This window comes from Pseudomonas hygromyciniae, from assembly GCF_016925675.1.
In the GTDB taxonomy this organism is placed as follows: domain Bacteria; phylum Pseudomonadota; class Gammaproteobacteria; order Pseudomonadales; family Pseudomonadaceae; genus Aquipseudomonas; species Aquipseudomonas hygromyciniae.
Map to the genome: position 1 here is coordinate 3,155,553 of NZ_CP070506.1, position 23,244 is coordinate 3,178,796.

Sequence of the window (23,244 nt, forward strand, 5' to 3'; positions counted from 1 at the left end):
TCGATAACAGTTAGGCAGGGATCACCTCCCCGCAAAACCTCGATTGTAAGCGGGCTGTCGGCCATAGATGAAGGAGATTAACTACAGGTTTGTGCAGGAAAGCGCTATCACACTTGCAATCGACAAAAGGTGGCTCAAAGCCATTATCTGCCGAAGCGCTGTAGCTGCATTTCTTGCAAGCGACTGAGGGTCCGTCGAAAGGCAAACTCCAGATAACCCTCGGTGTACAGCGACACCAGAGGCACTTTGGCTTCGATGTACAACGGCACCTTGCGGTCGTAGCACTCATCGACCAGGGCAATGAAGCGTCGCACGCCGTCGTCATGCACAGACAATTGCGGCAACTCACGATCCCCCGCCTCCACGCGCTGGGCGCCGTCCTCGGTGCCGCGGGCAATCCGTCCAGGACGCTGCTGAGCGCTCAAACTGGGGACTTCGCCGAGCAATATGGCGCTGTAACGATCGCACAGCTGCATGAAATCCATGGCCGCCAACGGTTGCTCGCACACATCGGCATAGCGACACCACAGCACCGTGGCAGAGGATTTCACTGTGGCAATGCTGCGCGAGCCCACGACCACCGGTGCATCGCTGCAGGCTTGTCCCGAGCTCAACCGCTCAAATACCTGTGCCAGTGCCTGGGGCTCATCGACCCAGTAGCGCTGCTCAGCGGTGCCTGGGTGCAGGCGATGATCTTCACTGCCCGCTACCGCCACCACCTGCATATGGGCCTTGATAGCCTCGATGGCCGGAATGAAGCGGTCCCGATTGAAACCGTCGGCGTAGAGCTGCTCCGGCGGTTGATTGGAGGTGCAGACCATCACCACCCCTTCGTCGAACATCACCTGGAACAAACGCCCGAGGATGATCGCATCGCCGATGTCATTGACGAATAGTTCGTCAAAACACAGCACCCGCACCTCCCCGGCCAACTCACGGGCCAGGGCCTGCAAGGGGTCGGGGGTACCGGTCAGTTGGAACGAGCGCTGGTGGACCCAGCCCATGAAGTGATGAAAGTGCTGACGCCGCGCAGGCACTCGCAAGCTCTGGTAGAACTGATCCATCAGCCAGGTTTTCCCACGGCCCACCGGCCCCCAGAGATAAACACCGGCCACAGGACCATGGGTGCCCTGATGCAAGGCCTCATGGCAATCCTGCAAGATTTGCACGGCATGGCGCTGGGCATCGTCGGCGACAAAACCCTCATGCAGGGCCTGCTGGTACGCGGCCAGGGGTGAATCAAAAATCATACCGTTCCATGGCCAGAGAGCTCATCTGTGGAGAGGGGTTTGTTTGTGGCAAGGGGGCTTGCCGGCAGCCCCTGCTGGACAGTCAGCCCTATGCAAGGCTTTTGCTGACCACCTCGAACACATCGCTGGACAGCTCGCCCGAACCGCGGATGCGCTCCAGTTCAGCCTTCATCAGCGCCTGGCGGGCGCTGTCGTATTTACGCCAGCGGGTCAGCGGCGCCAACTGCCGCGAGGCAATCTGCGGGTTGAAGGCATTCAGCTCGATGACCAGGTCAGCCAGGAAGCGATAGCCCGAACCATCGGCCGCGTGGAAATTGATCAGGTTCTGCCCGGCGAAGGCGCCAACCAGCGCACGCACCTTGTTCGGGTTCTTGATATTGAACGCCGGGTGCTGCATCAGCGCCTTGACCCGCGCCAGCCCGTTCGGCAATACGCTAGCGGCCTGGACGCTGAACCACTGGTCCATGACCAGTGGGTTGTCCTTGAAGTTCTCGGCAAACACTTGCAGGGCCTTGGCCTTCTCGGCCTCGAACGGCGAGTTGACCAGTACCGCCAATGCGGTCAGGCGCTCGGTCATGTTGTCGCACGCGTCGAACTGTTCCAGGGTCGCGGCCAGCACTTCGGGCTTGCCACTGAGCATCAGGTACGACAGCGCGATGTTCTGCAGGGCACGGCGGGCGAAGTGCTCGGCCGACGCCACGTAAGGCGTGTTGCGCGAAAGATCGCGGTTGGCCTGGTAGCGCAGCCACAGGCCTTCGAACAGCTGGTCGGCCAACTGCTTGCGCGCAAATTCGCGAGCAGCATGGATCGCATCAACGTCTGCCACTTCACTGATTTCGGTGAGGTAGGCTTCACCCGGCAACGACAACATTTCCGCAACCATGGCCTGGTCCAGGCTCTCGTCGCTCAACACGCTGCGCAGTGCATTGACCAGCCGCTGATCCAGCACCAGGGCCTGGCCCTGCTGGTGTTGGCCGATCAGGTCCTGCAATACCTGCACTGCCAGTTGCTGGCCCGCCTCCCAGCGGTTGAACCCGTCGCTGTCGTGTTGCATCAGGAACATCAACTGGTCACGGGTGTAGGGGAAGCTCAACTTCACCGGCGCGGAGAAACCACGCAACAGCGACGGCAATGGCTGCGCGGCGATATCAACGAAGGTGAACGTCTGCTCGGCCTCAGTCACCGACAACACCCGCGAAGTGCCCTGCGCGGCGGCTTCACCGGCCAGGCGCAGCGGTAAATCAGCCCCATCGGCGTCCAGCAGGCCCAGGGCCACCGGAATCACGAACGGCAGCTTTTCCACATTATCCGGGGTTTGCGGGCAGCTCTGACGGAAGGTCAGGCTGTAGGTCTTGGCTGCGGTGTCGTAGGACTCGCTCACCGCCAGACGTGGCGTACCGGCCTGGCTGTACCAGCGCTTGAACTGGGTCAGGTCGGCGCCGTTGGCGTCTTCCATGGCCTTGATAAAGTCATCGCAAGTCACGGCCTGGCCGTCGTGGCGCTCAAAGTACAGGTCGCTGCCTTTGCGGAAACCTTCGGCGCCGAGCAAGGTGTGGATCATGCCGACCACTTCCGAACCCTTTTCGTACACGGTCAGGGTGTAGAAGTTGGAAATCTCGATAAAGCTATCCGGGCGCACGGCGTGGGCCATGGGTCCTGCATCTTCAGCGAATTGGTGAGTGCGCAGGTAGGCCACATCCTGGATACGCTTGACGGTGGCCGAGTTCATGTCCGCAGAAAAATGCGAATCACGGAATACGGTGAAGCCTTCCTTGAGCGACAGTTGGAACCAGTCGCGGCAGGTCACGCGGTTGCCCGACCAGTTGTGGAAGTATTCATGGGCGACAATCGCTTCGACCCGCTGGTGCGCGGCGTCGGTCGCGGTCTCGGCGCGGGCCAGCACCGCGCTGGAGTTGAAGATATTCAGGCCCTTGTTTTCCATGGCGCCCATATTGAAGTCGTTCACGGCCACGATCATGAAGATATCCAGGTCGTATTCGCGACCGTAGACCTCTTCATCCCAGCGCATGGACTTCTTCAAGCTGTTCATGGCGTGCTGGCACTTGTCGATATTTTCCGGCTCGACATAAATACGCAGTGCGACGGTGCGCTGGCTCATGGTGGTGAAGGTGTCTTCGACACACCACAGGTCACCGGCCACCAGGGCGAACAGGTAGGCCGGCTTCTTGAACGGGTCCTCCCAGGTTGCCCAGTGCCGACCGTCTTCGCCTGGGCCGCTGGCAATCGGGTTGCCGTTGGACAGCAGCACCGGATAGCTGTGCTGCTCGGCGATCACCGTGGTGGTGAACGTGCTCATCACGTCCGGGCGATCCAGGTAGTAGGTGATCTTGCGAAAGCCCTCGGCCTCGCATTGGGTGCAGAACATGCCGCCGGACTTGTACAGGCCTTCCAGGGCGGTATTGGTTTGCGGGTGGATGCGCACGCTGGTGTCGACAGTGAAGCTGTCGCTGATTGGCTGCAATGTCAGGTGGCTGTCGCTCAACTGGTAGTCGGCGGCGCTCAGCTCCTGGTCGCCCAGGGCGACGCTCAGCAGTTCCAGTTGCTGGCCGTCCAGCACCAGCGGCGGCAGGCCGGCGCCGCGCTCGGGATTGCGGCGCATCACCAGCTGCGCGTGGACCAGGCTATGGTCCTCGAACAACTCGAAGGTCAGGTGGGTCTCGTCGATCAGGTACTCGGGCGCCTGATAGTCCTTCAGGTAGATCATCTTCGGTTGTTCGGTGCGCATGCGTGAAATCCTTCTACTGATGCACGGCGAGCTGGTAAGCCGTGTATTTACGAATATTGATAACGCCGGTATCGAAGATCAGGTATTGGCCCTTGACCCCCAGCAGCGTGCCTTCGGCAATCGGGTTCTTGTCCAGGTTGAAGCTGACGATCTTGGCCGGATATTGCTCCACCGGGTAGCGGATTTCGAGGGGCTCGATATCGCTAACCGGTTGGATGGCCTGCAGGCCAAAGCGTTCCTGCAATTGCAGCAGGCCGTCGGCGCAGGAGACGAACAACTCGTCGCGCACCTGCTTGAGATCCACCGACACCGCATCGCCCTTGAGCAAGGCGCGCCAGTTGGTCTTGTCGGCGACCTGGCTGCGCAGCACATCCTCGACAAAGCCAGATTGCTGGCGCGTAGCCACGCGCATGATCGGCAACGCCTGACTTGCCCCCTGGTCCAGCCAGCGCGTAGGCAACTGGGTGGCGCGGGTGATGCCGACCTTGATCCCTGACGAGTTCGCCAGGTACACCACATGGTCGGTCATGCAGAATTTTTCGCCCCAGGCCGGGTCGCGGCAAGTGCCGGCATCGAAATGGCAGCGCTCGGGGCTCATGATGCACAGGTCGCACTGGGCCAGCTTGGTCATGCACGGGTAGCAATAGCCCTGGCTGAAACTGGTCTTGGTCTTGCGTCCGCAATGGGTGCAATGGATCGCACCGAGGTATTCCAGGCGTATGTGAGTGCCAATCAACGGGTTGACCGGCACCTCTGTATCACCCAGGCGAAAGGCGTATTGAACCGTCGGCGAACCCAGTTGCACCGACATCTTGCTGACTGCACCACGGCCAATCTCAATCAATGGATGGCATCCGACTTGAACAGGATGTTTTCCACCGGGGTCGATTTGGACTGGCATTCCTGCGGGCCCATGTAGCCGGTGCGCTGGTCTTCCGGCAGGTTTTGCAGCTCCCAGGCGATCATCGCCTGCAGGGACAGTTCACGCTGTTCGGCGGTGAGCTTGCGGCCATCGGACCATTTGCCGATTTCCACGGCGAGCTTGAGGCTCTGGTAGATATCCGGCGTGATGTTTTCGATCATTTCAGCAAAAGAGGACATAAGACTCTTCCTTAAAGAATGGGCAGAGATTCAAGCGTTACGTTTATGGCGGCTGTACAACCCGCCGAGCAAACCGGTGATGCAACCCACCACCAGGCCGCCGACATGGGCCGCATTGGCGATTTCGCCGAAACCGATCATCGACACCAGGCCCGACAGGCAAAGCACCAGCCACACCAGCATCATCACCAGCACCCCACGGGGCAGGCGATACGCGGGGTTGGGCGCGAGCAACTGATAGATCCAGCAATGGCCCAACAGGCCGTACAGCACGCCGGACAAACCGCCAAACAGGCCGGGGCCGCCAAAGGTGTATTGCGCGTAGTTGGAGGCCAGGCTGAACAGCAACGTCAGGCCCAGCAGGTTGATACTGCCCTGGCGCGACTCGATCCGCCGCCCCAGCTCCCAGTACCACATGCCATTCATCGCCAGGTGGAGTATGCCGAAGTGGATCAGCATCGGCGTCACCAACCTCCACCACTGCCCCGCCGCCAGGCTGTCGGCCAGGGGAGTGAAGTACAAGTATTCGCCGGCCACGTGGAAATTCAGGAACGTCAGCCAACTCATGGCTTGCAGGTTGTCACCAAGCATCGTGACAGCACCGACGATCAGGCTCAGCAGCAACACACCAGCGGTCAACGGACTATGGCGCAATTGCTGGAGAAAACCGGGGCGCTTGGCTGCCGGTTCCTGAGGAATGTCCAGTTGCTGGTCCGGGTCGCCAGCGGGAAAGCGTTGATACAGGCTGCGCACGTCCTCGCTGATCGCGTCCGGTACCCACAACACCTGCTCGCCGGCCTCTTCGCTGACGCGATGGGGCACCTGCATGCGCTGCAACAGTTTGACGAAGCCACCCAGGTCGACGCTCAGGGGCAAGCGCAATACTGCGACGGTACTCATGAAATCACCTCGGGACGCTCGACATCGACCCACACGAACTTGTTCGGGTCGAGGCGGGTTTCCTGATCCAGTCGATAGGCCACCAGCTTGCCGTAGAGCACCGCGCTGTAGTCCAGGCAGGCCAGGTTCGGGCGGATCGGCGCCGGTTTACCGCTGCGCCAATAGTGGCCGACGAACAACAGCGGCTCATCGACGCCATAGCGCAGCAGGGAGTTTTTTCTCAGTCGAGGACAAAGGCGTACGCGCCACCGGGTCGGGCAAGGCGTCAGGCTGGAACACGATGTCGCCGTAGGTCTTCGGGTCGTCCTCCCAGAACTTGGTGCGGAAGAACGAACGGGTCAGGCCGTCGCCGCCGGTCAGCGTCAGGCCGTCCGGCAGGCGCATATCGGTGCCGCGCAGCAGGCGGTCGAAGGCGTTGCAGGCAAAACTGCCAGGCACCGCTGCCGCCTGCAGGAAGTGCTCGTCAATGCATCCGTCGGGGAATTGTCTGCGCAGCGGCTCGATCAATCCCGAATCCCAGCAGGCATGCACCACACGAAAACGCCCGGCATCGACAAACAACGGCATGTCGTAGAACCAGCCGAGGAAGTCATGCCAGTCGCCCGGATGATGTTCGAACTGGGTCAGGGTCTCGTGGATCAGCCGCTCATGGCGTGGCGAATGTTCACGCACGTACTGCTTGCCACTGCCGGGCGGCGCCAGGGTGCTCCAGCCCAGGGCGTTGAACTCATGGTTACCCATGATGCACAACGCCTGGCCGGCTTCGACCATGTCGTGGACGATATGCAGTGCCTCGCGGATCCGTGGCCCACGGTCGATGATATCGCCGAGGAACACCGCCATGCGTGACGGATGGCGCCAGGTGCCACCCTGCTTGTGGTAACCCATCTGGTCGAGCAGGTGCTCAAGGGTATGAGCGCAACCGTGCACGTCACCAATCAGGTCGTAGCTACGCGCGGGATCGAGCATCAGTCGCCTCCACCCCCCAAGCGGCTGCCCCAGCCCAGCTTGGTGCGGCACACTTCGTAGTAGTTGTGATCCAGCGGATGGATCAACCGCAACTTCTGCGCCTTTTTGCTCACAGTGATGGTGTCACCGGGGGCGCAGGTAAAGTGGTTCTGCCCGTCACAGGAGACTTGCGGGTAGATCTGCATGTCTTTGGAGACCACGATTTTCAGCTCACTGTTGCCATCGACCACAATCGGCCGGCTCGACAACATATGGGGGTACATCGGCACGATCACAATGGCATCGAGCTTGGGATGCATGATCGGCCCGCCCGCCGACAGCGCGTAGGCCGTGGAACCGGTGGGCGTCGCGACGATCAGACCGTCGGCCTTCTGGCTGCAGACGAACTGGCCGTCGATATACAGCTCGAACTCGATCATCCGTGTCGATTTGCCAGGGTGCAGCACCACGTCGTTGAGGGCATCGCCCTGGCCGATGGCTTCGCCATGGCGGCGCACTTCGGCTTGCAGCAGGAAGCGGTTTTCCACCAAGTAATGGCCGTCCAGCACCTTGGCCACTTCGACTTCCAGGTCATCGGGGCGGATATCGGTGAGGAACCCCCAGGCTGCCCCGGTTGATCCCCAGCACCGGCACGTTATGCCGCGCCAGGCCCGGGCGGCGCCCAGCAGGCTACCGTCGCCGCCGACCACGATTACCATGTCGCAGACTTCACCGAGCATTTTGCGCGACGAGGTCTGCAGGCCGTGGCCCGGCAGAATCTCGGCGATGGTGTCTTCGAGGATCACATGCAGGTGGCGCTCAAGCAGAAACTTTTTCAGCCGGCGGACGGTGTCCAGAACCTGGGTACTGCCCAGGCGACCGATGATGCCGATATTGCGAAATTGCTCCATGGGGCTCCTGCAGGGTTTGGGTGTGGCGAAAAAGAACGATTATGGGCGAAAGGCCGCATTAGACAAAATCCTTTGTCGCCGCAAGGCCCAGACGACAACCGTTCTCAACGTCCTGCGCGGTGCCGGGCGAGTAGGAAACAGCTATGCTCGGACCATGAATCCGTTTCCCGACCTGCACTACCTGCCCCGTCAATTGCGTCATCCCGAGGTGCGGACCTGGCGTGGGTCATCCTCGCCCCGCCGATGCTGGAACAGACCCCCTGGCCCCAACGCCACCCCCCTGGCCGGCAGCGAGTGGGTGCAGCGGCCTGCTGCTCTGGAGCAATGGCTCAGGCAGTTGGACCAGGACAGCAGCGCCCTGCAGCATTGGCTGAGCCTCGCCCGCACCCGCCGCCTGGGCCTGTATTACGAACGTCTGTGGCAGTTTGCCGTGCGACACGCCCCAGGCGTGCAATTGCTGGCGGCCAACCTGCCGATTCGCCAGGCTGGGCATACCTTGGGTGAGCTGGATATGCTGCTGCGCGATCGTGACGGCGTGCATCACCTGGAACTGGCGATCAAGCTCTACCTGGGCCCGCAAGACGGTGACGGTCGTGATCCCGCGCAATGGCTCGGCCCAGGTTGTCACGACCGCCTCGACCGCAAGTTGGCGCACCTGGCTGATCATCAACTGCCCATCTCGGCCAGAGCCGAAAGCCGGGAGGTGCTGGCGGCCCTGGATATCCAGCAGTTCGATGCCCATCTGTGGCTGGGCGGTTACTTGTTGTACCCCCTGGCCCGGTGAGGCGGCGGCGCCCCTCGGCGCCCATCCCCAGCACTTGCGCGGGCGCTGGTTGCATCAGCGCGACTGGCCGGACTTTATCCGCAACAGCCAGACGGGGCGCTGGCAACCCCTGCCCCGTCACGCCTGGCTCGCGCCGGCGCATTACCCGGCAGAGGACGTGTGGACGGCAGAGCAGATGCAATGCTGGCTTGCCGACCTTGATCCGATGGCGCCAGCGCAGTTGTTGGTGCGGATGATTCAGAACGGCGAGGAGTGGGAGGAAGCGGAGCGGCTGTTTCTGGTGGCGGATCTTTGGCCGAATGTGCCGGGGGCGGGCTGATATTCCGGTGGGGGATTTGAGGGCCTCATCGCAGCATCGGTATCTACACAATTTTCAGACATTGACGACCTCCCCTGTGGCGAGCGGGCTTGCCCCGCGCTGGGCTGCGAAGCAGCCCTAAACCCGGACATCGCGGTTTATCTGAAGAAACGCGGCGGGTGTTTTGGGGCTGCTTCGCAGCCCAGCGCGGGCGATGCGGCGTTCCGACAAGCCCGCTCGCCACAGAAGCCCTACAAACCATCAATATGCCGATAATCCACGCACAACCCCGCAGCTAGCTCCCGGGCCCGCCCCAAGCGTATCGGCCCACGTTCGATATCCACCAGCAAGCCCTGGCACTGCAGCACTGGCAATGCGCCGATATCTTTCAACCGGCCATCGGTAATCACCAGTAATCGCTGCTGTTCAGCCGGATGCCGCTTGCGCCGTGCTACCAGCCAATGCCCGGCCTCGGTCAATGCAGCGAGCAAACGGCGTCCCGCCACCCGCCCCCCAGTCCATCCAGCCAACGGCCCAGGCCCTTCGCCGCTTTCAAGCCTTGGACCTGCCAGTTCGGCACCTGCCCGCAGGCCGTCAACAACGCCAGCCGTGCCCGTTGCCGATAGGCATCGTCAAACACCTGCGCCAGCAAGCCCTTGGCATCGCTCAACGCCTGGTGGCGCCGCGTGGAAGCCGAGGCATCGACAATGACCAGCCATAACTCATGGGCCGAGCGGCTGCGCAGGTGAAAGCGCAAGTCTTCGCGGGACTGCGGCCTGCCCGCCAGCAAGGTGCCCGGCCAGTTGACCACGCCCCTGCTGCGCGCTACGCGCCTTACCCTGCCGGCCCCCTGTCCAATCGCCCGGCTTTGGGGCGGGCATCCACCCCCCGTGTCAGATCGGGGGGCGGATGCCTAGGGCTTTTTGGGCCAGGCCGGCACCTCTCGGCGAGCGCCCATGGGCAACGCAGGCGCGGGCATATCGCCCCACTGGCCTTGGCCTGGCGAGTTATCTGAAGGCTGGGGCGCCTGGCCCTGATCGGGCATGCTCGCAGGCGAAGAGTGTTCCTGGCGACGGTGACGCAGGGCAAATTCGGCCACAGCCTCTATATCTTCTTCAGCGATGGCCACGGCACCACGCCACGCGGCATGGGCCCGCGCCCCGCGCAACCACACCAGATCGGCACGCAGGCCATCGACCCCGGCGGCAAAACAGCGCTGGCTAATCTGCGCCAGGGTCTGATCATCCAGGGCGATGCTGTCCAGGCGCGCACGGGCCTGGGTGCAGCGTTCGCGCAACGCCGCTTGTTGTTCGGCCCACTGCGCACAGAAGGCTGCTGGGTCGCTGTCGAAATCCAGGCGGCGGCGGATGATCTGCCCACGCTCGGCCGGCAGGGTCTGCCCGCTCAACGCCACATTGAAGCCAAAGCGGTCGAGCAGTTGCGGGCGCAATTCGCCCTCTTCCGGGTTCATCGTGCCGATCAGCACAAAACGCGCCGGATGCCGGTGGGAAATGCCGTCGCGCTCGATCAGGTTGGTGCCACTGGCGGCGACGTCGAGCAGCAGGTCCACCAGGTGATCGGGCAGCAGGTTGACTTCGTCCACATACAACACGCCGCCATCAGCCTTGGCCAGCACGCCCGGGGAAAACTGCGCACGGCCTTCGGCCAAGGCCGCGTCCAGGTCCAGGGTGCCCACCAGCCTTTCTTCAGTGGCGCCCAAGGGCAAGGTGACAAACTGCCCGCTGGCCAACAGATCCGCCAGGCCGCGGGCCAGGGTGGACTTGGCCATGCCACGCGGGCCTTCGATCAGCACGCCGCCGATCTTCGGGTCGATGGCGGCCAGGCATAGCGCAAGCTTCAGGTCGTCGGCGCCGACTACAGCCGACAGTGGAAAATGCGGGGTGTCAGTCATACTGATATCTCGATGATTTCTGTCGCGCCCCTGTAGGAGCGAGCTTGCTCGCGAAAATAGTCAACGTTGACGCGAGTATTGATGAGCGCGTTGCCCTTGGGTTTTTCGCGAGCAAGCTCGCTCCTACAGTGACACTGAGCATCACGGCATACGATCAGCATCAGGTGTCTTCTTCTATGTCCAGCAGCAGGTTTTCCAATGCCTCGCGGTACGCCCCCGGCTCCTGCCACATGCCGCGCTGCTGGGCTTCGAGCATACGCTCGGTCATGTCACGCAGGGCATCGGGGTTGTGCTGTTGCACAAACGCCCGGGTGTCGGGGTCGAGCAGATAGGCATCGGCCAGCAATGCATATTGATGATCGTCGATCAGCGCGGTGGTAGCGTCGAAGGCGAACAAATTGTCCACCGTTGCCGCCATCTCGAACGCACCTTTATAGCCATGGCGCTTGACCCCTTCGATCCACTTGGGATTGGCCGCGCGGGAACGGATCACCCGATTCAGCTCTTCCTTCAGCGTGCGAATCTTCGGCAAGTCCGGCTGGCTATGGTCGCCATGGTAGCTGGCCGCCTTGGCGCCACTGAGGGTTTCCACGGCGGCGAGCATGCCACCCTGGAATTGATAGTAGTCATTGGAGTCGAGCAGGTCGTGCTCGCGGTTGTCCTGGTTCTGCAACACCGCCTGCACTTGGCTCAGGCGCTGGGCGAACTGTTCGCGAGCGGCGGTGCCCTCATCGGCACCGCCATAGGCGTAGCCGCCCCAATTGAGGTAGACCTCGGCCAGGTCTTCGCGGCTTTGCCATAGACGACCGTCAATTGCGCCCTGTACGCCCGCGCCATAGGCACCGGGCTTGGCGCCGAAGATACGCCAGCCAGCCTGCTTGGCCGCTGCCTCCTCATCCAGGCCAGACTTGAGCAGCGCATCACGCTCGCTGCGTACCTTGGCTGCCAGGGGGTTCATGTCGTCCGGCTCATCCAGCGCCGCTACCGCCTGCACGGCGGCATCGAACAGCCGGATCAGGTTGGCGAAGGCATCACGGAAGAAACCGGACACCCGCAACGTGACGTCAACTCGCGGGCGGTCGAGCAAGCTGATGGGCAGGATTTCAAAGTCATCGACCCGCTGGCTGCCTGTGGCCCACACCGGTCGCACGCCCATCAGCGCCATGGCCTGGGCAATATCGTCACCGCCGGTACGCATGGTCGCGGTGCCCCACACCGAAAGCCCGAGTTGGCGCAAATGGTCGCCATGGTCCTGCAGGTGCCGCTCAAGCATCAGGTCTGCGGACTGGAAGCCGATCCGCCAGGCGGTGGTGGTCGGCAAATTGCGCACATCGACGGTAAAAAGTTACGCCCCGTCGGCAGTACATCAAGGCGCCCACGGCTCGGCGCACCACTGGGGCCGGCCGGCACGAAGCGACCGCCCAGGGCATCCAGCAAGCCGCGCATTTCTGCCGGACCGCAGGCATCCAGGCGCGGCGCGACGACGATGCGCAGGCTTTCGATCACCGATTTCACATCTTCCCAACCCGGCTCCTCAAGCTGCTCAAGCGGCCCTTCCAGCGCCTGTTCGATCAGCCGCGCCGCATACAACTCCAGGCGCTCACGGGTATCGCCGGCGGTGCGCCACAACTGGTCGTCGATCTTCTGCAACACCTCGGGACGGCGCCCGGTCCAGGGTTCGGCCAGGGCGCAATCCAGCGGGTCAAAGCCCAGTTCAAAAGCCTTGGCCAACACGCGCAGCAGGCTCGATTGCGGGCCGCGCCCATCGCCACGCGGGATGCGCAGCAGGGCCAACAAGGTGTCGATACGCAGGCGACCTTCGGGCGATTCACCAAAAATATGCAGGCCGTCGCGGATCTGCGATTCCTTCAAGTCGCACAGGTAGGTATCCAGGCGCGGCAGCCAGACGGCGGCGTCGGCTTCCTTATCCAGCTCAAGCTCTTGGTCGATGCGGGTTTCGCGTACCAGCTTGAGGATGTCCTTTTGTAGCTCCAGGGCGCGTCGTGGGTCGAGTAATTGCGCTTCGTAATACTCGTCCGCCAACAGCTCCAGGTTGCGCAGCGGGCCATAGGTCTCGGCGCGGGTCAACGGCGGCATCAAATGGTCGATGATCACGGCCTGGGTGCGGCGCTTGGCCTGAGCCCCCTCGCCCGGGTCGTTGACGATAAACGGATAGATATTGGGCAGCGGCCCCAGCAGCGCATCCGGCCAGCAGTTTTCGGACAACCCGACGCCCTTGCCCGGCAGCCACTCCAGATTGCCGTGCTTGCCCACATGAATGACAGCGTGGGCGCCGTAGGTGTTGCGCAACCAGAAATAGAACGCCAGGTAAGCGTGGGGCGGCACCAGGTCCGGGTCGTGGTAAACCGCGCTGGCATCCACCTGGTATCCCCGTGCAGGCTGGATGCCGACAAAGGTCAGGCCCAGGCGCAGGCCGGCGATCATCATGCGCCCGTCACGGCACATCGGATCGTTATGGGGCGAGCCCCAGCGTGCCAACACGGCCTGGCGGTTGGCCTCGGGCAAGCGATTGAACATCGCCTGGTAATCGTCCAGGCCCAGGCTTTGGTGGCAGGGGCGCAGGTCGAGGCTGTCCAGATCGTTGGTCACACCGCCGAGCAGCTCGTGGATCAAGGCCGTGCCGCTGTCTGGCAAGGTGGATGGCAGCGGATAACCCTCCGCTTGCAGAGCGCGCAGGATATTCAAGGCGGCGGCCGGGGTATCCAGGCCCACACCGTTGCCAATGCGCCCGTCGCGGGTCGGGTAGTTGGCGAGGATCAGGGCGATGCGTTTATCAGCATTCGGCACCCGTGCCAGCTCGACCCAGCGCCGTGCCAGCTCGGCCACGAAATCCATGCGCTCGGGCGCGGCGCGATAGCACACCACATCCGACTGACTGCGCTCGCTGCGCCAAGCCAGGTCCTTGAAGCTGATGGGGCGGCTGATGATCCGCCCGTCCAGTTCTGGCAAGGCGATGTGCATGGCCAGGTCGCGCGGGCCCAGGCCTTGCTCGCTGGCTTCCCAGCCGGGCTGGTTGTCCTGGGCGCAGATGGCCTGAATCACCGGGATATTGCGGCGGAACGGGCGCAGATGGGGCGCTTCGGGGCTGGATTGGGCAAAGCCGGTGGTGTTGAGAATCACCGCTGCCCCCACCTCGTCCAGCAGATCCTCGACCACCGTCAGGCAGCCGGGCTCTTTCAAACTGGCCACCGCCATTGGCAGCGGGTTGAGGCCCGCGGCCTGCAGGCGCTGGCAGAACACATCGATAAAAGCGGTATTGGCCGCCTGCAAGTGCGAGCGGTAGAACAGCACCGCCGCCACCGGCCATGCGGCGTTCCAGTCTGCCTGCCAGTCATTCAGGCGCGCATTGGCCTTGTGCGGATGATAAATCGCGGTGCGCGGCAGGGTTTGCGGCTCGCCCCAGGCGTAATCGCGCTCCAGATAGCTGCTGGCCAGGCAGCGATAGAAATCCAGTGCATTCCCCAGTCCACCCTGGCGCAAAAAGTGCCACAGGCGGTCACGCGCTGGCGCATCCACGGTGCTCAGGCCACTGAGTTCGGGATCGGGACGGTCATCCCCCGGCACCAGGATCAACTGCACGCCCTGCTCGGCCAATTCCACCAGGCGCTGGATACCGTAGCGCCAATAGCCAATGCCACCATGCAGGGATATCAGGATGACCTTGGCGTGGCGCAGCACTTCGTCCACATACAGGTCCACCGACGCGTGGTTCTGCACCTGCATCGGGTTGGCCAGGCGCAGGCTCGGATAGTCGTCGGGCAGTTGCTGGGCCGCTTCGGCCAATAGCGCCAGGCTGGAATCACCGCTGCACAGGATCACCAGCTCGGCGGGAGTTTGTCCAAGGTCGGCGATGTTGTCATCGGAGACGAAACCACCGGGCTGGGTCCTGAGCAGATGCATGGGTTAAACGCTAAGGGCGGCGCGCAATTGCGCTTCGAGGCCCGCTGCGTCCAGGTCCTGGCCGATCAGCACCAGGCGCGTGATGCGTGCTTCATCAGCCCCCCAGGCGCGGTCAAAGTGCTTGTCGAAGCGCGTACCCACGCCCTGGATCAGCAGGCGCATCGGTTTGTTGGGGATCGCGGCGAAGCCTTTGACCCGCAGGATGCCGTGCTGCACCACCAATTGGGTCAGGGCGTCGAGCAGCAGCGCTTCATCCGCCTGGGGCAGGTCGATGGAGATGGAATCAAACGCATCATGGTCGTGATCGTCTTCACCTTCGTGGTGGTGATCGTGATGGCTATGGCGCCCGTCGATATGCTCCTCGGAACCCGCGCCCAGGCCAATCAACACGTCCAGGGGGCAGACGGCCGCTGCTGGCTTCGACGATTTTCACCGCGGGCGGCAGTTCTTCGGCCACTTCCAGGCGTACACGGGCCAGGTCTTCGGCGCTGATCAGGTCGGTTTTGTTGAGGATCACCAGGTCGGCGCTGGCCAGTTGGTCGGCAAACAGCTCGTGCAGTGGCGATTCGTGGTCCAGGTTGGGATCCAGCTTGCGCTGGGCGTCGACCTGGTCCGGGAACGCGGCAAAGGTGCCGGCAGCCACGGCCGGGCTGTCGACCACGGTGATCACCGCGTCTACCGTGCAGGCGCTGCGGATTTCCGGCCACTGGAAGGCCTGCACCAAAGGCTTGGGCAGGGCCAGGCCGGAGGTTTCGATGAGGATATGGTCCAAGTCGCCACGGCGCGCCACCAGTTCACGCATCACCGGGAAGAACTCTTCCTGCACGGTGCAGCACAGGCAGCCGTTGGCCAGCTCATAGACCCGACCGTTGGCTTCTTCCTCGGTACAACCGATGGAGCACTGCTTGAGGATCTCGCCATCGATGCCCAGTTCGCCGAATTCGTTGACGATCACGGCAATGCGGCGGCCCTGGGCGTTGTCCAGCATATGGCGCAGCAAGGTGGTTTTGCCCGAACCCAGAAAGCCGGTGACGATAGTGACGGGGAGTTTGGCCAGTGTTTTCATCGGATGCCCTTTGGGGCGGGCATACGGGACGATAGGCCCTGCGACGGCGCGCAGCGGCAGATTTCGTCACCGGATCACCCCGCCCGGTTGAATTGGAAAATCGGTTGCGAGGCAGGTCTCCTGGCTTGGGGCTTGCCGGCCTTGTGGCTGGCGCTGACTGCGCCTTCCCGCCTGTTCAGGCAGTGGCGTGGCAGTCAGATGAACCCTTTACAGTTGCGGGGGCAGCCGCGGCATCGACCGCGTTCCCTTCTTAGCTTCGACCTGGGCCGAAGAACCTCGAAGGCGCAAGGCTACGCAGTGCCAGTGAGCGGGTCAATGTCGGCAAGCCGAGATCAATAATTTACCCGCCAGCTTGGATTAAAACTCTGTATGACTTTGCGCATCTCGACGAGGAACGGATTTGTTGCGAGCGCCACACACCTATCGGCTCGTCCAGTTGCAGCCCTGTCGGCACTGCTACAGGAGTGCAATTGCGGTGAGCGCCCAATACAGCAATACATTCGAGGATCTGTCATGACACTTTCAATACTTCAACCCAATAGCATCTACACCCCGCCCCTCACGCTGGGCGACAACCGCAACCAGCAAATCCCCGCTAAAACCGACACTGCCCAGAACCAATGGACGGATGACACCAGCGGCAGCAATCGCACAACGCGTGCGACACCGAGGGCATCATCTCAAGTGCGCTCTCCTTCGTCCTACAGCAACAAGCGTCTACTCCAAGAGGTGAAGAACCATTTTAATGAGTACGCAGCAGGGGCCGGTGACAAGTACGTTAACTTCAATGAATTGAAAGAAGCCGCCGGCCTGCTGCCTACCACTCGAACCTTTTCTACACACGCGTCAGCAGTTGCCAAGGAACTTCTCAACCGTTCTCGCCTGCTTAACGAGTTGGATATCGGAGTTGGTTTCACTTGGGATGGGCGAGGATTGCAAGACCAAAGGTTCGATCATGCCAACCTTGACTCCCTGATCAACAGGCTGCCTAACAAGCCTAGAATCAGATTTGTATCCTAAGGATAAAACCTGATCAGCCAGGCACCTGTCCCACCAGCAATCGATAGGCCTGACGAAACTGCAAACATCCCTTGCAGGGGAATACCAACCCCATAAAACCAGACAGGATAGGGTTGGAGAACGGATCGCGCAGTGCATGTACAACGGGCAAGGCGCGCGACCAGCGGCCTTGCTCACTGCCCTGGATCTCAATTCGTCAGGTGTAGTGCTGTGCGCCCGCAGCCTTGGTGATGAGATCGGGCGGATTGATCGGGCCATGACTTCTGACGAAAAAGTCGAAACACCCCTTCCCCGTCAGGTCGATGGCCAATGTCGACTGATTTTTGCTGCGGTTGTAGTCCAGAAAGGTCTCACCCGCTTTGCCAGACAGTTTGCGGACGAACGTCAGTTTGTCGATTCCGGCTTTGCTCAGCAGGGTCGAAATGTCGATCTTGTCGCTATTAGTTCTTGAAGCGACGCTAGCAAACCGTTTGCGCGCGACACCACCCAACTATCGCGCCTAGAACCGGTGCAGTTACATATATGCTCAGAAGATATTTTTTTATATTTCGGCAACAGACGAATATCTGTTCATATTTTTTTTATGAACCGGGCATCGAACTCAGCACTTTTCTGCGCGTGTGCACTCGCTCAATTGACGGAATCACCCTGGCCATGCTCTCCTACACATCTTGTTTCAGGTGCCCTTCACAGGGTGAAACGGGAAACCGGTGACCCATGCCTGCATGACAGTCCGGTGCTGCCCCCGCAACGGTAAGCGAGCGAAGTATCAGATCCACTGTGCCTAGCGGCATGGGAAGGCGATGCTTTTATGACCCAGTGTCCCTCGCAAGCCCGGAGACCGGCCCGAAAATCAGATAACAAACCCGCGGTGGGCGGGCGCTGTTCAGAACCCTGCGTGCCTGGCTCGCGGGGTTTTCATGCGCTCGTACCACCCTGACACTCGAAAGGGACGCGCCATGTCGATCATCAGCAGCACCTCGCACTCCGCCAGCCACACCGCCACCCTGAGCCAACGCCTGACCGCCGCCATCGGTGCGTCGATCCTCGGCGCGTGCCTGGTGTATTTCGCCGGATTTTCGCATATCGAGGCCGTCCACAACGCCGCCCACGATACGCGCCACAGCGCCGCCTTCCCGTGCCATTGAGACCTGCTGCCATGATCAAGCGAATTGCGCAAACCGCAGGTTTCAGCGGCCTGCTGGCCGCCCTGTTACTGACCCTGCTGCAAAGTTTCTGGGTGGCGCCGCTGATTCTGCAGGCGGAAACCTTCGAAAACGCCCCGGTCGCGACCCAGGCGCATGAGCATGCGCCTGGCGCTGCGGCCCACAGCCACGACGCCCAAGCCTGGGAGCCGGAAGATGGCTGGCAGCGCGTGCTGTCTAACACCGGCGCTAACCTGGTGGTCGCCGTAGGTTTTGCGCTGATGCTCGCCGGCCTCTACACCCTGCGTGCCCCGACCCGCACCGCCCAGGGCTTGCTCTGGGGCCTGGCCGGCTATGCGACCTTTGTCTTGGCGCCGACCCTTGGCCTGCCCCCGGAACTGCCCGGCACCGCTGCGGCGGACCTGGCGCAACGGCAGGTCTGGTGGATCGGCACCGCAGCCTCCACCGCCGCCGGCATTGCGCTGATCGTGTTTGGCCGCAACTGGCTGCTGAAGATCCTTGGCATCGCGATCCTGGCCGTGCCCCATGTGATCGGCGCACCACAACCGCAAGTGCACTCGATGCTCGCCCCAGAAGCCCTGGAAGCGCAGTTCAAGATCGCGTCGCAGTTGACCAACGTCGCGTTCTGGCTGGCCCTGGGCCTGATCAGCGCCTGGTGGTTCCGGCGTAATCGCGACGATCAGTACTCGGCATGAACACTACGCCGACCCTGGTGGTCGGCCTGGGTTGCCAGAGCGGTTGCAGCGTCGAGGCGTTATCGGCGCTGTTCAATGCGGCCTTGGCTGGCGCGGGCATCAACCCTCGCCAAATCACCGCGCTGGCCAGTATCGACCGCAAGCAGAATGAGCCCGGATTACTGGCGCTGGCAGCCGACCTGGGTTTACCGCTACAGTTTTTCAGTGCCGAGCACCTGGCGAGCCACGCGGCGCAACTGAGTCACCGGTCCGCTGTCGCCTTTGCCCACACCGGCTGCTACGGCATCGCCGAAAGCGCCGCCCTGGCGCTGGCCGAACGCCTGGCCCAGCGCCCCGCCCGGCTGCTGATCCCGCGCCAAAAAGAGCCCGCAAGCCACCTTTGCATTGGCGTGTGCCGGATGAATTCCCGATAATCCCCCCACCCTGATCATGAGCGGTCTTCATCTACAGCCCGCCTCACCCGCTTTTTCACAGGAATGTCCCCATGACCGTCTACTTCATCGGCGCCGGCCCCGGCGATCCGGAACTGATTACCGTCAAGGGCCAGCGGCTGATCCGCAGTTGCCCGGTGATTATCTATGCCGGCTCCCTGGTACCCGCCGCTGTGCTCGAAGGCCATCAGGCTGAAAAAGTGGTCAACAGCGCCGAATTGCACCTGGAGCAGATCATTGACCTGATCAAGGACGCCCATGAAAAAGGCCAGGACGTGGCGCGGGTACATTCAGGCGACCCGAGCCTGTATGGGGCCATTGGCGAGCAAATCCGCCGTTTGCGCGAGTTGGGGATTGCCTTCCAGATCATTCCAGGCGTCACGGCGGTGGCCGCTTGTGCAGCCTTGCTGGAGACCGAGTTGACCCTGCCGGATATCGCCCAAAGCGTGATCCTGACCCGCTATGCCGATAAAACCACGATGCCGGCGGGTGAAGCCTTCGACAGCCTGGCCAGCCATGGCACGACCATGGCGGTGCACTTGGGGGTCAATCATCTGCAGAAGATCGTCAGCGAACTGTTACCCCATTACGGTGCAGACTGCCCAATAGCCGTGGTGCACCGGGCGACTTGGCCGGATCAGGATTGGGCGATTGGCACCTTGGCGGATATTGTCGAAAAAGTCGCGGCGAAGGGTTTCAGGCGCACCGCGCTGATTGTGGTGGGACGGGTGTTGGCCAGTGACAGCTTTAGCGAATCCTCATTGTATCGTGCAGGCCACGCCCACCTCTACCGGCCCTGACACCGCGCAAGACACTGTGTGGGAGCTGGCTTGCCTGCGATAGCCATAGGTATCTACACAACTTTCAGAAACTGACGAACTCCTCCGTGGCGAGCGGGCTTGCCACAACTGCGCTATCTGCCTGGATTTAGGTGTTGCGGCAAAGTTGTGTAGATACCGATGCTGCGATAGCGGTGAAACAGTCGATAGATAAGTCGCCTGGCGCACCGTCATCGCAGGCAAGCCAGCTCCCACAGTTGATTCTCTTTGTTAGATAGCTCGTGCAACTCATTAATTTAAATCAATAAAAAACGGCGCTCACGGGCGCCGTTTTTGTTTGCAGCGAACGCCTTAGTAGTAGGCGTTTTCTTTCTGCGTATGGTCGGTCACGTCACGTACGCCCTTGAGCTCGGGAATCCGCTCCAGCAGTGTACGCTCGATACCTTCACGCAAGGTCACGTCAGCCTGGCCGCAGCCCTGGCAGCCGCCACCGAACTTGAGGACGGCGATACCGTCATCCACCACGTCGATCAGGCTGACCTGCCCGCCATGGCTGGCCAGGCCCGGATTGATCTCGGTTTGCAGGTAGTAATTGATGCGCTCGTTGACCGGGCTGTCGGCATTGACGTTCGGCACCTTGGCGTTAGGCGCCTTGATGGTCAGTTGGCCCCCCATGCGGTCCGTGGCGTAGTCGACCACGGCGTCGTCAGGGAAGGCTTCGCTGAAGGCATCGATATACGCGGTGAAGCTCTTGAGCCCCAGGGCGGTGTCTTCAGGCTTCTCTTCCCCCGGCTTGCAGTAGGCAATGCACGTCTCTGCGTACTGGGTGCCAGGCTGGGTAATGAAGACGCGGATGCCGATGCCCGGGGTGTTCTGCTTAGATAGCAGATCGGCCAGATAATCGTGGGCGGCGTCGGTAATGGTTATGGCAGTCATGGGAACTCCTCACAGGCTTGGCGGCAGTTTACGCCAATCGCCGCGACGGCACAAAGTCCTAGTATTTTTGTCAGGCAAATCCACATCTACAGGTTCTCGTAGCGGTTCATATCCAGCACACCCTCTTCCGCCGGCGTGGTTTCGTGCAGGTATTGCGACATGTCGTGGAAGTACTCCCAGAACTGCGGGTGACTGCGGCGAATGCCCCAGCGCTCGACAATCCGCTCAAAGCGCTTGGTATCCCTGGCCAACTCCATGTCTTCGACGAACTCTGGTACATCCTCGGCCGGCACGTTGAAGATGAAGTTGGGGTAGCTGCTGAGCACACCTGGGTAGATCGTCAAGGTATCCAGGCCCGGCTGATAGCGATAGGCCTCGCCCAGCATGAACGCCACGTTGCTGTGGGCACGGTTGCGCAGCAGGCTGTAGACCTCGCGCTGGCCGCTGCGGGTCTGGATACGCAGCAAGGTGGCTTCCGGCAGTTGCTCGATCACCTTCAACCCGGCCGCCGGTCTGGAAACCAGGCGACTGAGGCTCTGCTCGGCATCGCGCAGTTGCGGATCGATACCGGGGCGCGAGCAGTAGGCGCTGATACAGCGGTTGATCGGGTCGGGGCTGGCATTCAAACCGCCATAACGGGCGAGCAATTGGTTGGCAAAGTCGCGCTTGGGGTCCTTCTCATCCAGCCTCAGGCCGGTTGGCTTGTCGTTGTCGATAGCTTCATAGTCCAGCCACAACTTGACCTTACCGCTGTTCTGGTACCAGTCATCGAGGAACCCATCCCGCGAGTCTGCAGGCATCAGGCGCAGGAAGTTCTGCTCGGCGCCATTGCGGATCAGGTCAAAGTACAGGCGGGTCTGGGCCTGGTGCGAGACATTGCCGAACACGTCGAAATTGACCGCCAACTGGTAATAGGTGCGCTCAAGCAACGGGAAATCGAACAGCCACATCGTCTGCGGCACCTCGCCAATCAGGCCCTTGGTCACCGAGGCGCTGTCGAAATGGCGGAAAATGCTCAGCAACGCATTGTCGTTACCGGCCCACAGGGTGGACCAACCTGGCGCCGGCAAGTGCGCGTAGTTATCGCGACGCAGGGCCTCGTATTCATTGCGCTTGTCGCGATAGGCCAGCCACAGGCTCAACACACTGCCGACATCATCGTTCTGCCCCGGCATCGCCAGCAACGGCGTAGCCTGGCCGCGATAACGCGCATCGGTGATGTACAGGTCGTGGTCCGGGTCCTGGAACAGGGTCCAGAAGTTGTCGCGGATCACGTCCGTGGCGATCTGCCCACGGCACACTGGCCCGCGGATAAAGGTACGTACGAAGTATTCAGCGTTATCGAGCATGAACTGGTAACGCGCCTTGGCCGGGATCGCCTCGAAGGTTTCGAACGGGTTGGCCCGGCGGCCAGGGCCGTAGCCCGGCAGCGCCGTGACCTGCCAGTCGCCGCTATAGAACAGCGACTTGATCCGCGCCATCTTCGCCGCGCTGAACGGGTAGGTAATGTGGGTCTTGTGCACGATCACCCCTTGTACCGGCCACAGGCGGTAGTACACCTGGGTGCCCGGGTCGTCATTGGGGCGACGGGTGTTGATCAGGTCGATCGGCTGGCCGCTGGGCGTACGCGAGCGCACCCATTGGAAGTAATGCCCCGGCTCACCGCCTTCGAAATAGATATGGGCAAGGAACAAATGCTCGAACAACCAGCGCGCCACCAGGCTTTCGCGGGCACCGGGCTGGTTCAGCAGGTTTTCCCATTGCTGCACCTGCAAGGCTTCCTGGGCATTGGGCGCCAGGCCTTGCTCATCAATCGGCGCGCCGGACGCGAGCCAGCGTTGCAGGGTCTGGTATTGCTGGTCGGTCAGCCCAGTGACGGCCAGGGGCATGCCTTCCTTGGGGTGCGCGCCTGCGTAGGCGTCGAACTCCCCCGGCAGCGGGCACATGTTCTGGCGGTTCAGGCCCAGCACAATGTCATCGGGCAACTTGGCATTGGGTGCCAAGGGGGTGTTATGGCCCAGCTCCAGCATGCGCGCCATCATCGCAGCCTGGGTGCCCTGGGCATCCAGTACCGAGGCAAAGCCCTGGCGTTGCCAGGCGGCCTTGCCAAAGGCGTCATAAAACAACCGGGTCGGCTGCGCCGCCTGGCTGCGCTCGCCGTCATACACCGGCGCTTTGCTTGCGCCGCGTGCCGCGCCTTCGCCACTGCCCAGGTTGAGCTGGCAGGCAGAGTCATAGCAGGCATGGCAAGCCACGCATTTCTCGGTGAAGATCGGTTGAATGTCGCGGGTATAGGAAATCGCCGGGGCGGGTCCGTTGGCCTGTGCGATACAGGCGACCAGCGCCAAGGCGGCGCTGGTAATGAGGCGAAGTGACATGT

General features: G+C 61.9%; 14 protein-coding genes, 6 pseudogenes and 2 riboswitches. Of the genes and pseudogenes, 6 read left to right on the plus strand and 14 right to left on the minus strand.

Annotated elements, in window-relative coordinates:
- Positions 1 to 143 precede the first annotated feature (143 nt).
- The 7 genes and pseudogenes from zapE to JTY93_RS13815 form a co-directional block, all read right to left on the minus strand.
- Complete coding sequence (zapE, locus tag JTY93_RS13785) at positions 144 to 1,250, minus strand: cell division protein ZapE (RefSeq protein WP_205477223.1); 1,107 nt, start codon at positions 1,248 to 1,250, stop codon at positions 144 to 146.
- A gap of 88 nt (positions 1,251 to 1,338) precedes the next feature.
- Positions 1,339 to 3,996, minus strand: a complete 2,658-nt coding sequence (gene pepN, locus JTY93_RS13790; protein ID WP_205477222.1) for an aminopeptidase N — start codon at positions 3,994 to 3,996, stop codon at positions 1,339 to 1,341.
- A 13-nt stretch (positions 3,997 to 4,009) separates the two neighbouring features.
- Positions 4,010 to 4,840 carry a DUF2797 domain-containing protein gene (locus tag JTY93_RS13795; RefSeq protein WP_205477221.1) on the minus strand — a complete coding sequence of 277 codons (831 nt, stop codon included), beginning with the start codon at positions 4,838 to 4,840 and terminating at the stop codon, positions 4,010 to 4,012.
- The gene (locus JTY93_RS13800) at positions 4,837 to 5,097 is read right to left on the minus strand and encodes a YeaC family protein (protein WP_029291449.1); all 261 of its coding nucleotides are present in this window, start codon (positions 5,095 to 5,097) and stop codon (positions 4,837 to 4,839) included. The genes JTY93_RS13795 and JTY93_RS13800 overlap by 4 nt, the downstream gene beginning before the upstream one ends.
- A gap of 30 nt (positions 5,098 to 5,127) precedes the next feature.
- On the minus strand, positions 5,128 to 5,997 hold the full coding sequence (locus tag JTY93_RS13805) for a rhomboid family intramembrane serine protease (protein ID WP_205477220.1): 870 nt from the start codon (positions 5,995 to 5,997) through the stop codon (positions 5,128 to 5,130).
- Positions 5,994 to 6,969: pseudogene (locus JTY93_RS13810) on the minus strand (metallophosphoesterase). The gene JTY93_RS13805 and the pseudogene JTY93_RS13810 overlap by 4 nt, the downstream one beginning before the upstream one ends.
- Complete coding sequence (locus JTY93_RS13815; protein WP_205518864.1) at positions 6,966 to 7,856, minus strand: NAD(+) kinase; 891 nt, start codon at positions 7,854 to 7,856, stop codon at positions 6,966 to 6,968. The pseudogene JTY93_RS13810 and the gene JTY93_RS13815 overlap by 4 nt, the downstream one beginning before the upstream one ends.
- Before the next feature lie 154 nt (positions 7,857 to 8,010).
- On the opposite strand from JTY93_RS13815, the pseudogene JTY93_RS13820 reads away from it, so the two are divergent.
- Positions 8,011 to 8,959 (plus strand): annotated as a pseudogene (locus JTY93_RS13820) (DUF1853 family protein).
- Between the two features lie 230 nt (positions 8,960 to 9,189).
- Here JTY93_RS13820 and JTY93_RS13825 read toward each other — a convergent pair.
- The 4 genes and pseudogenes from JTY93_RS13825 to cobW all read right to left on the minus strand — a co-directional run bounded on the left by JTY93_RS13825 (position 9,190) and on the right by cobW (position 15,837).
- Positions 9,190 to 9,819, minus strand: a pseudogene (locus JTY93_RS13825) (vWA domain-containing protein).
- Between the two features lie 32 nt (positions 9,820 to 9,851).
- Positions 9,852 to 10,850: a magnesium chelatase ATPase subunit I gene (locus JTY93_RS13830; protein ID WP_205477044.1), complete on the minus strand. Its 999-nt coding sequence runs from the start codon at positions 10,848 to 10,850 to the stop codon at positions 9,852 to 9,854.
- Positions 10,851 to 11,010: 160 nt separating this feature from the next.
- Positions 11,011 to 14,771, minus strand: a pseudogene (gene cobN, locus JTY93_RS13835) (cobaltochelatase subunit CobN).
- A gap of 3 nt (positions 14,772 to 14,774) precedes the next feature.
- Positions 14,775 to 15,837: pseudogene (gene cobW, locus JTY93_RS13840) on the minus strand (cobalamin biosynthesis protein CobW).
- A gap of 93 nt (positions 15,838 to 15,930) precedes the next feature.
- Positions 15,931 to 16,131: riboswitch (cobalamin riboswitch) on the minus strand.
- Positions 16,132 to 16,350: 219 nt separating this feature from the next.
- On the opposite strand from cobW, the gene JTY93_RS13845 reads away from it, so the two are divergent.
- Positions 16,351 to 16,857 carry a hypothetical protein gene (locus JTY93_RS13845; protein ID WP_205477046.1) on the plus strand — a complete coding sequence of 169 codons (507 nt, stop codon included), beginning with the start codon at positions 16,351 to 16,353 and terminating at the stop codon, positions 16,855 to 16,857.
- Positions 16,858 to 17,053: 196 nt separating this feature from the next.
- On the opposite strand, the gene JTY93_RS13850 is transcribed toward JTY93_RS13845, so the two are convergent.
- Positions 17,054 to 17,347 carry a M10 family metallopeptidase C-terminal domain-containing protein gene (locus JTY93_RS13850; protein WP_205477047.1) on the minus strand — a complete coding sequence of 98 codons (294 nt, stop codon included), beginning with the start codon at positions 17,345 to 17,347 and terminating at the stop codon, positions 17,054 to 17,056.
- 171 nt (positions 17,348 to 17,518) lie between these two features.
- A riboswitch (cobalamin riboswitch) is annotated at positions 17,519 to 17,721 on the plus strand.
- Between the two features lie 95 nt (positions 17,722 to 17,816).
- On the opposite strand from JTY93_RS13850, the gene JTY93_RS13855 reads away from it, so the two are divergent.
- From JTY93_RS13855 to cobM, 4 genes and pseudogenes are all read left to right on the plus strand, one after another.
- On the plus strand, positions 17,817 to 18,005 hold the full coding sequence (locus JTY93_RS13855) for a CbtB domain-containing protein (RefSeq protein WP_169995310.1): 189 nt from the start codon (positions 17,817 to 17,819) through the stop codon (positions 18,003 to 18,005).
- 11 nt (positions 18,006 to 18,016) lie between these two features.
- Positions 18,017 to 18,718: a CbtA family protein gene (locus JTY93_RS13860; protein ID WP_205477048.1), complete on the plus strand. Its 702-nt coding sequence runs from the start codon at positions 18,017 to 18,019 to the stop codon at positions 18,716 to 18,718.
- Positions 18,715 to 19,120: pseudogene (locus tag JTY93_RS13865) on the plus strand (cobalamin biosynthesis protein). Before JTY93_RS13860 ends, JTY93_RS13865 begins: the two are co-directional and overlap by 4 nt.
- 82 nt (positions 19,121 to 19,202) lie before the next feature.
- Entirely contained in the window at positions 19,203 to 19,949 is a 747-nt protein-coding gene (gene cobM / locus JTY93_RS13870) for a precorrin-4 C(11)-methyltransferase (RefSeq protein WP_205477050.1), read from the plus strand.
- A gap of 330 nt (positions 19,950 to 20,279) precedes the next feature.
- Here cobM and nfuA read toward each other — a convergent pair whose 3' ends face one another.
- Together nfuA and JTY93_RS13880 are read right to left on the minus strand one after the other, a co-directional pair.
- Positions 20,280 to 20,864, minus strand: coding sequence for a Fe-S biogenesis protein NfuA (gene nfuA, locus JTY93_RS13875; RefSeq protein ID WP_205518865.1), 585 nt, complete (start codon positions 20,862 to 20,864; stop codon positions 20,280 to 20,282).
- A gap of 86 nt (positions 20,865 to 20,950) precedes the next feature.
- Positions 20,951 to 23,242 carry a fatty acid cis/trans isomerase gene (locus JTY93_RS13880; protein ID WP_205477051.1) on the minus strand — a complete coding sequence of 764 codons (2,292 nt, stop codon included), beginning with the start codon at positions 23,240 to 23,242 and terminating at the stop codon, positions 20,951 to 20,953.
- Positions 23,243 to 23,244: the final 2 nt, after the last annotated feature.

Coding starts and splice junctions, on each gene's coding strand:
- zapE (WP_205477223.1), bottom strand. CDS start 1,250: ATGATTTTTGATTCACCCCTGGCCGCGTACCAGCAGGCCCTGCATGAG.
- pepN (WP_205477222.1), bottom strand. CDS start 3,996: ATGCGCACCGAACAACCGAAGATGATCTACCTGAAGGACTATCAGGCG.
- JTY93_RS13800 (WP_029291449.1), bottom strand. CDS start 5,097: ATGTCCTCTTTTGCTGAAATGATCGAAAACATCACGCCGGATATCTAC.
- JTY93_RS13805 (WP_205477220.1), bottom strand. CDS start 5,997: ATGAGTACCGTCGCAGTATTGCGCTTGCCCCTGAGCGTCGACCTGGGT.
- JTY93_RS13815 (WP_205518864.1), bottom strand. CDS start 7,856: ATGGAGCAATTTCGCAATATCGGCATCATCGGTCGCCTGGGCAGTACC.
- JTY93_RS13830 (WP_205477044.1), bottom strand. CDS start 10,850: ATGACTGACACCCCGCATTTTCCACTGTCGGCTGTAGTCGGCGCCGAC.
- JTY93_RS13845 (WP_205477046.1), top strand. CDS start 16,351: ATGACACTTTCAATACTTCAACCCAATAGCATCTACACCCCGCCCCTC.
- JTY93_RS13855 (WP_169995310.1), top strand. CDS start 17,817: ATGTCGATCATCAGCAGCACCTCGCACTCCGCCAGCCACACCGCCACC.
- JTY93_RS13860 (WP_205477048.1), top strand. CDS start 18,017: ATGATCAAGCGAATTGCGCAAACCGCAGGTTTCAGCGGCCTGCTGGCC.
- cobM (WP_205477050.1), top strand. CDS start 19,203: ATGACCGTCTACTTCATCGGCGCCGGCCCCGGCGATCCGGAACTGATT.
- nfuA (WP_205518865.1), bottom strand. CDS start 20,864: ATGACTGCCATAACCATTACCGACGCCGCCCACGATTATCTGGCCGAT.
- JTY93_RS13880 (WP_205477051.1), bottom strand. CDS start 23,242: ATGTCACTTCGCCTCATTACCAGCGCCGCCTTGGCGCTGGTCGCCTGT.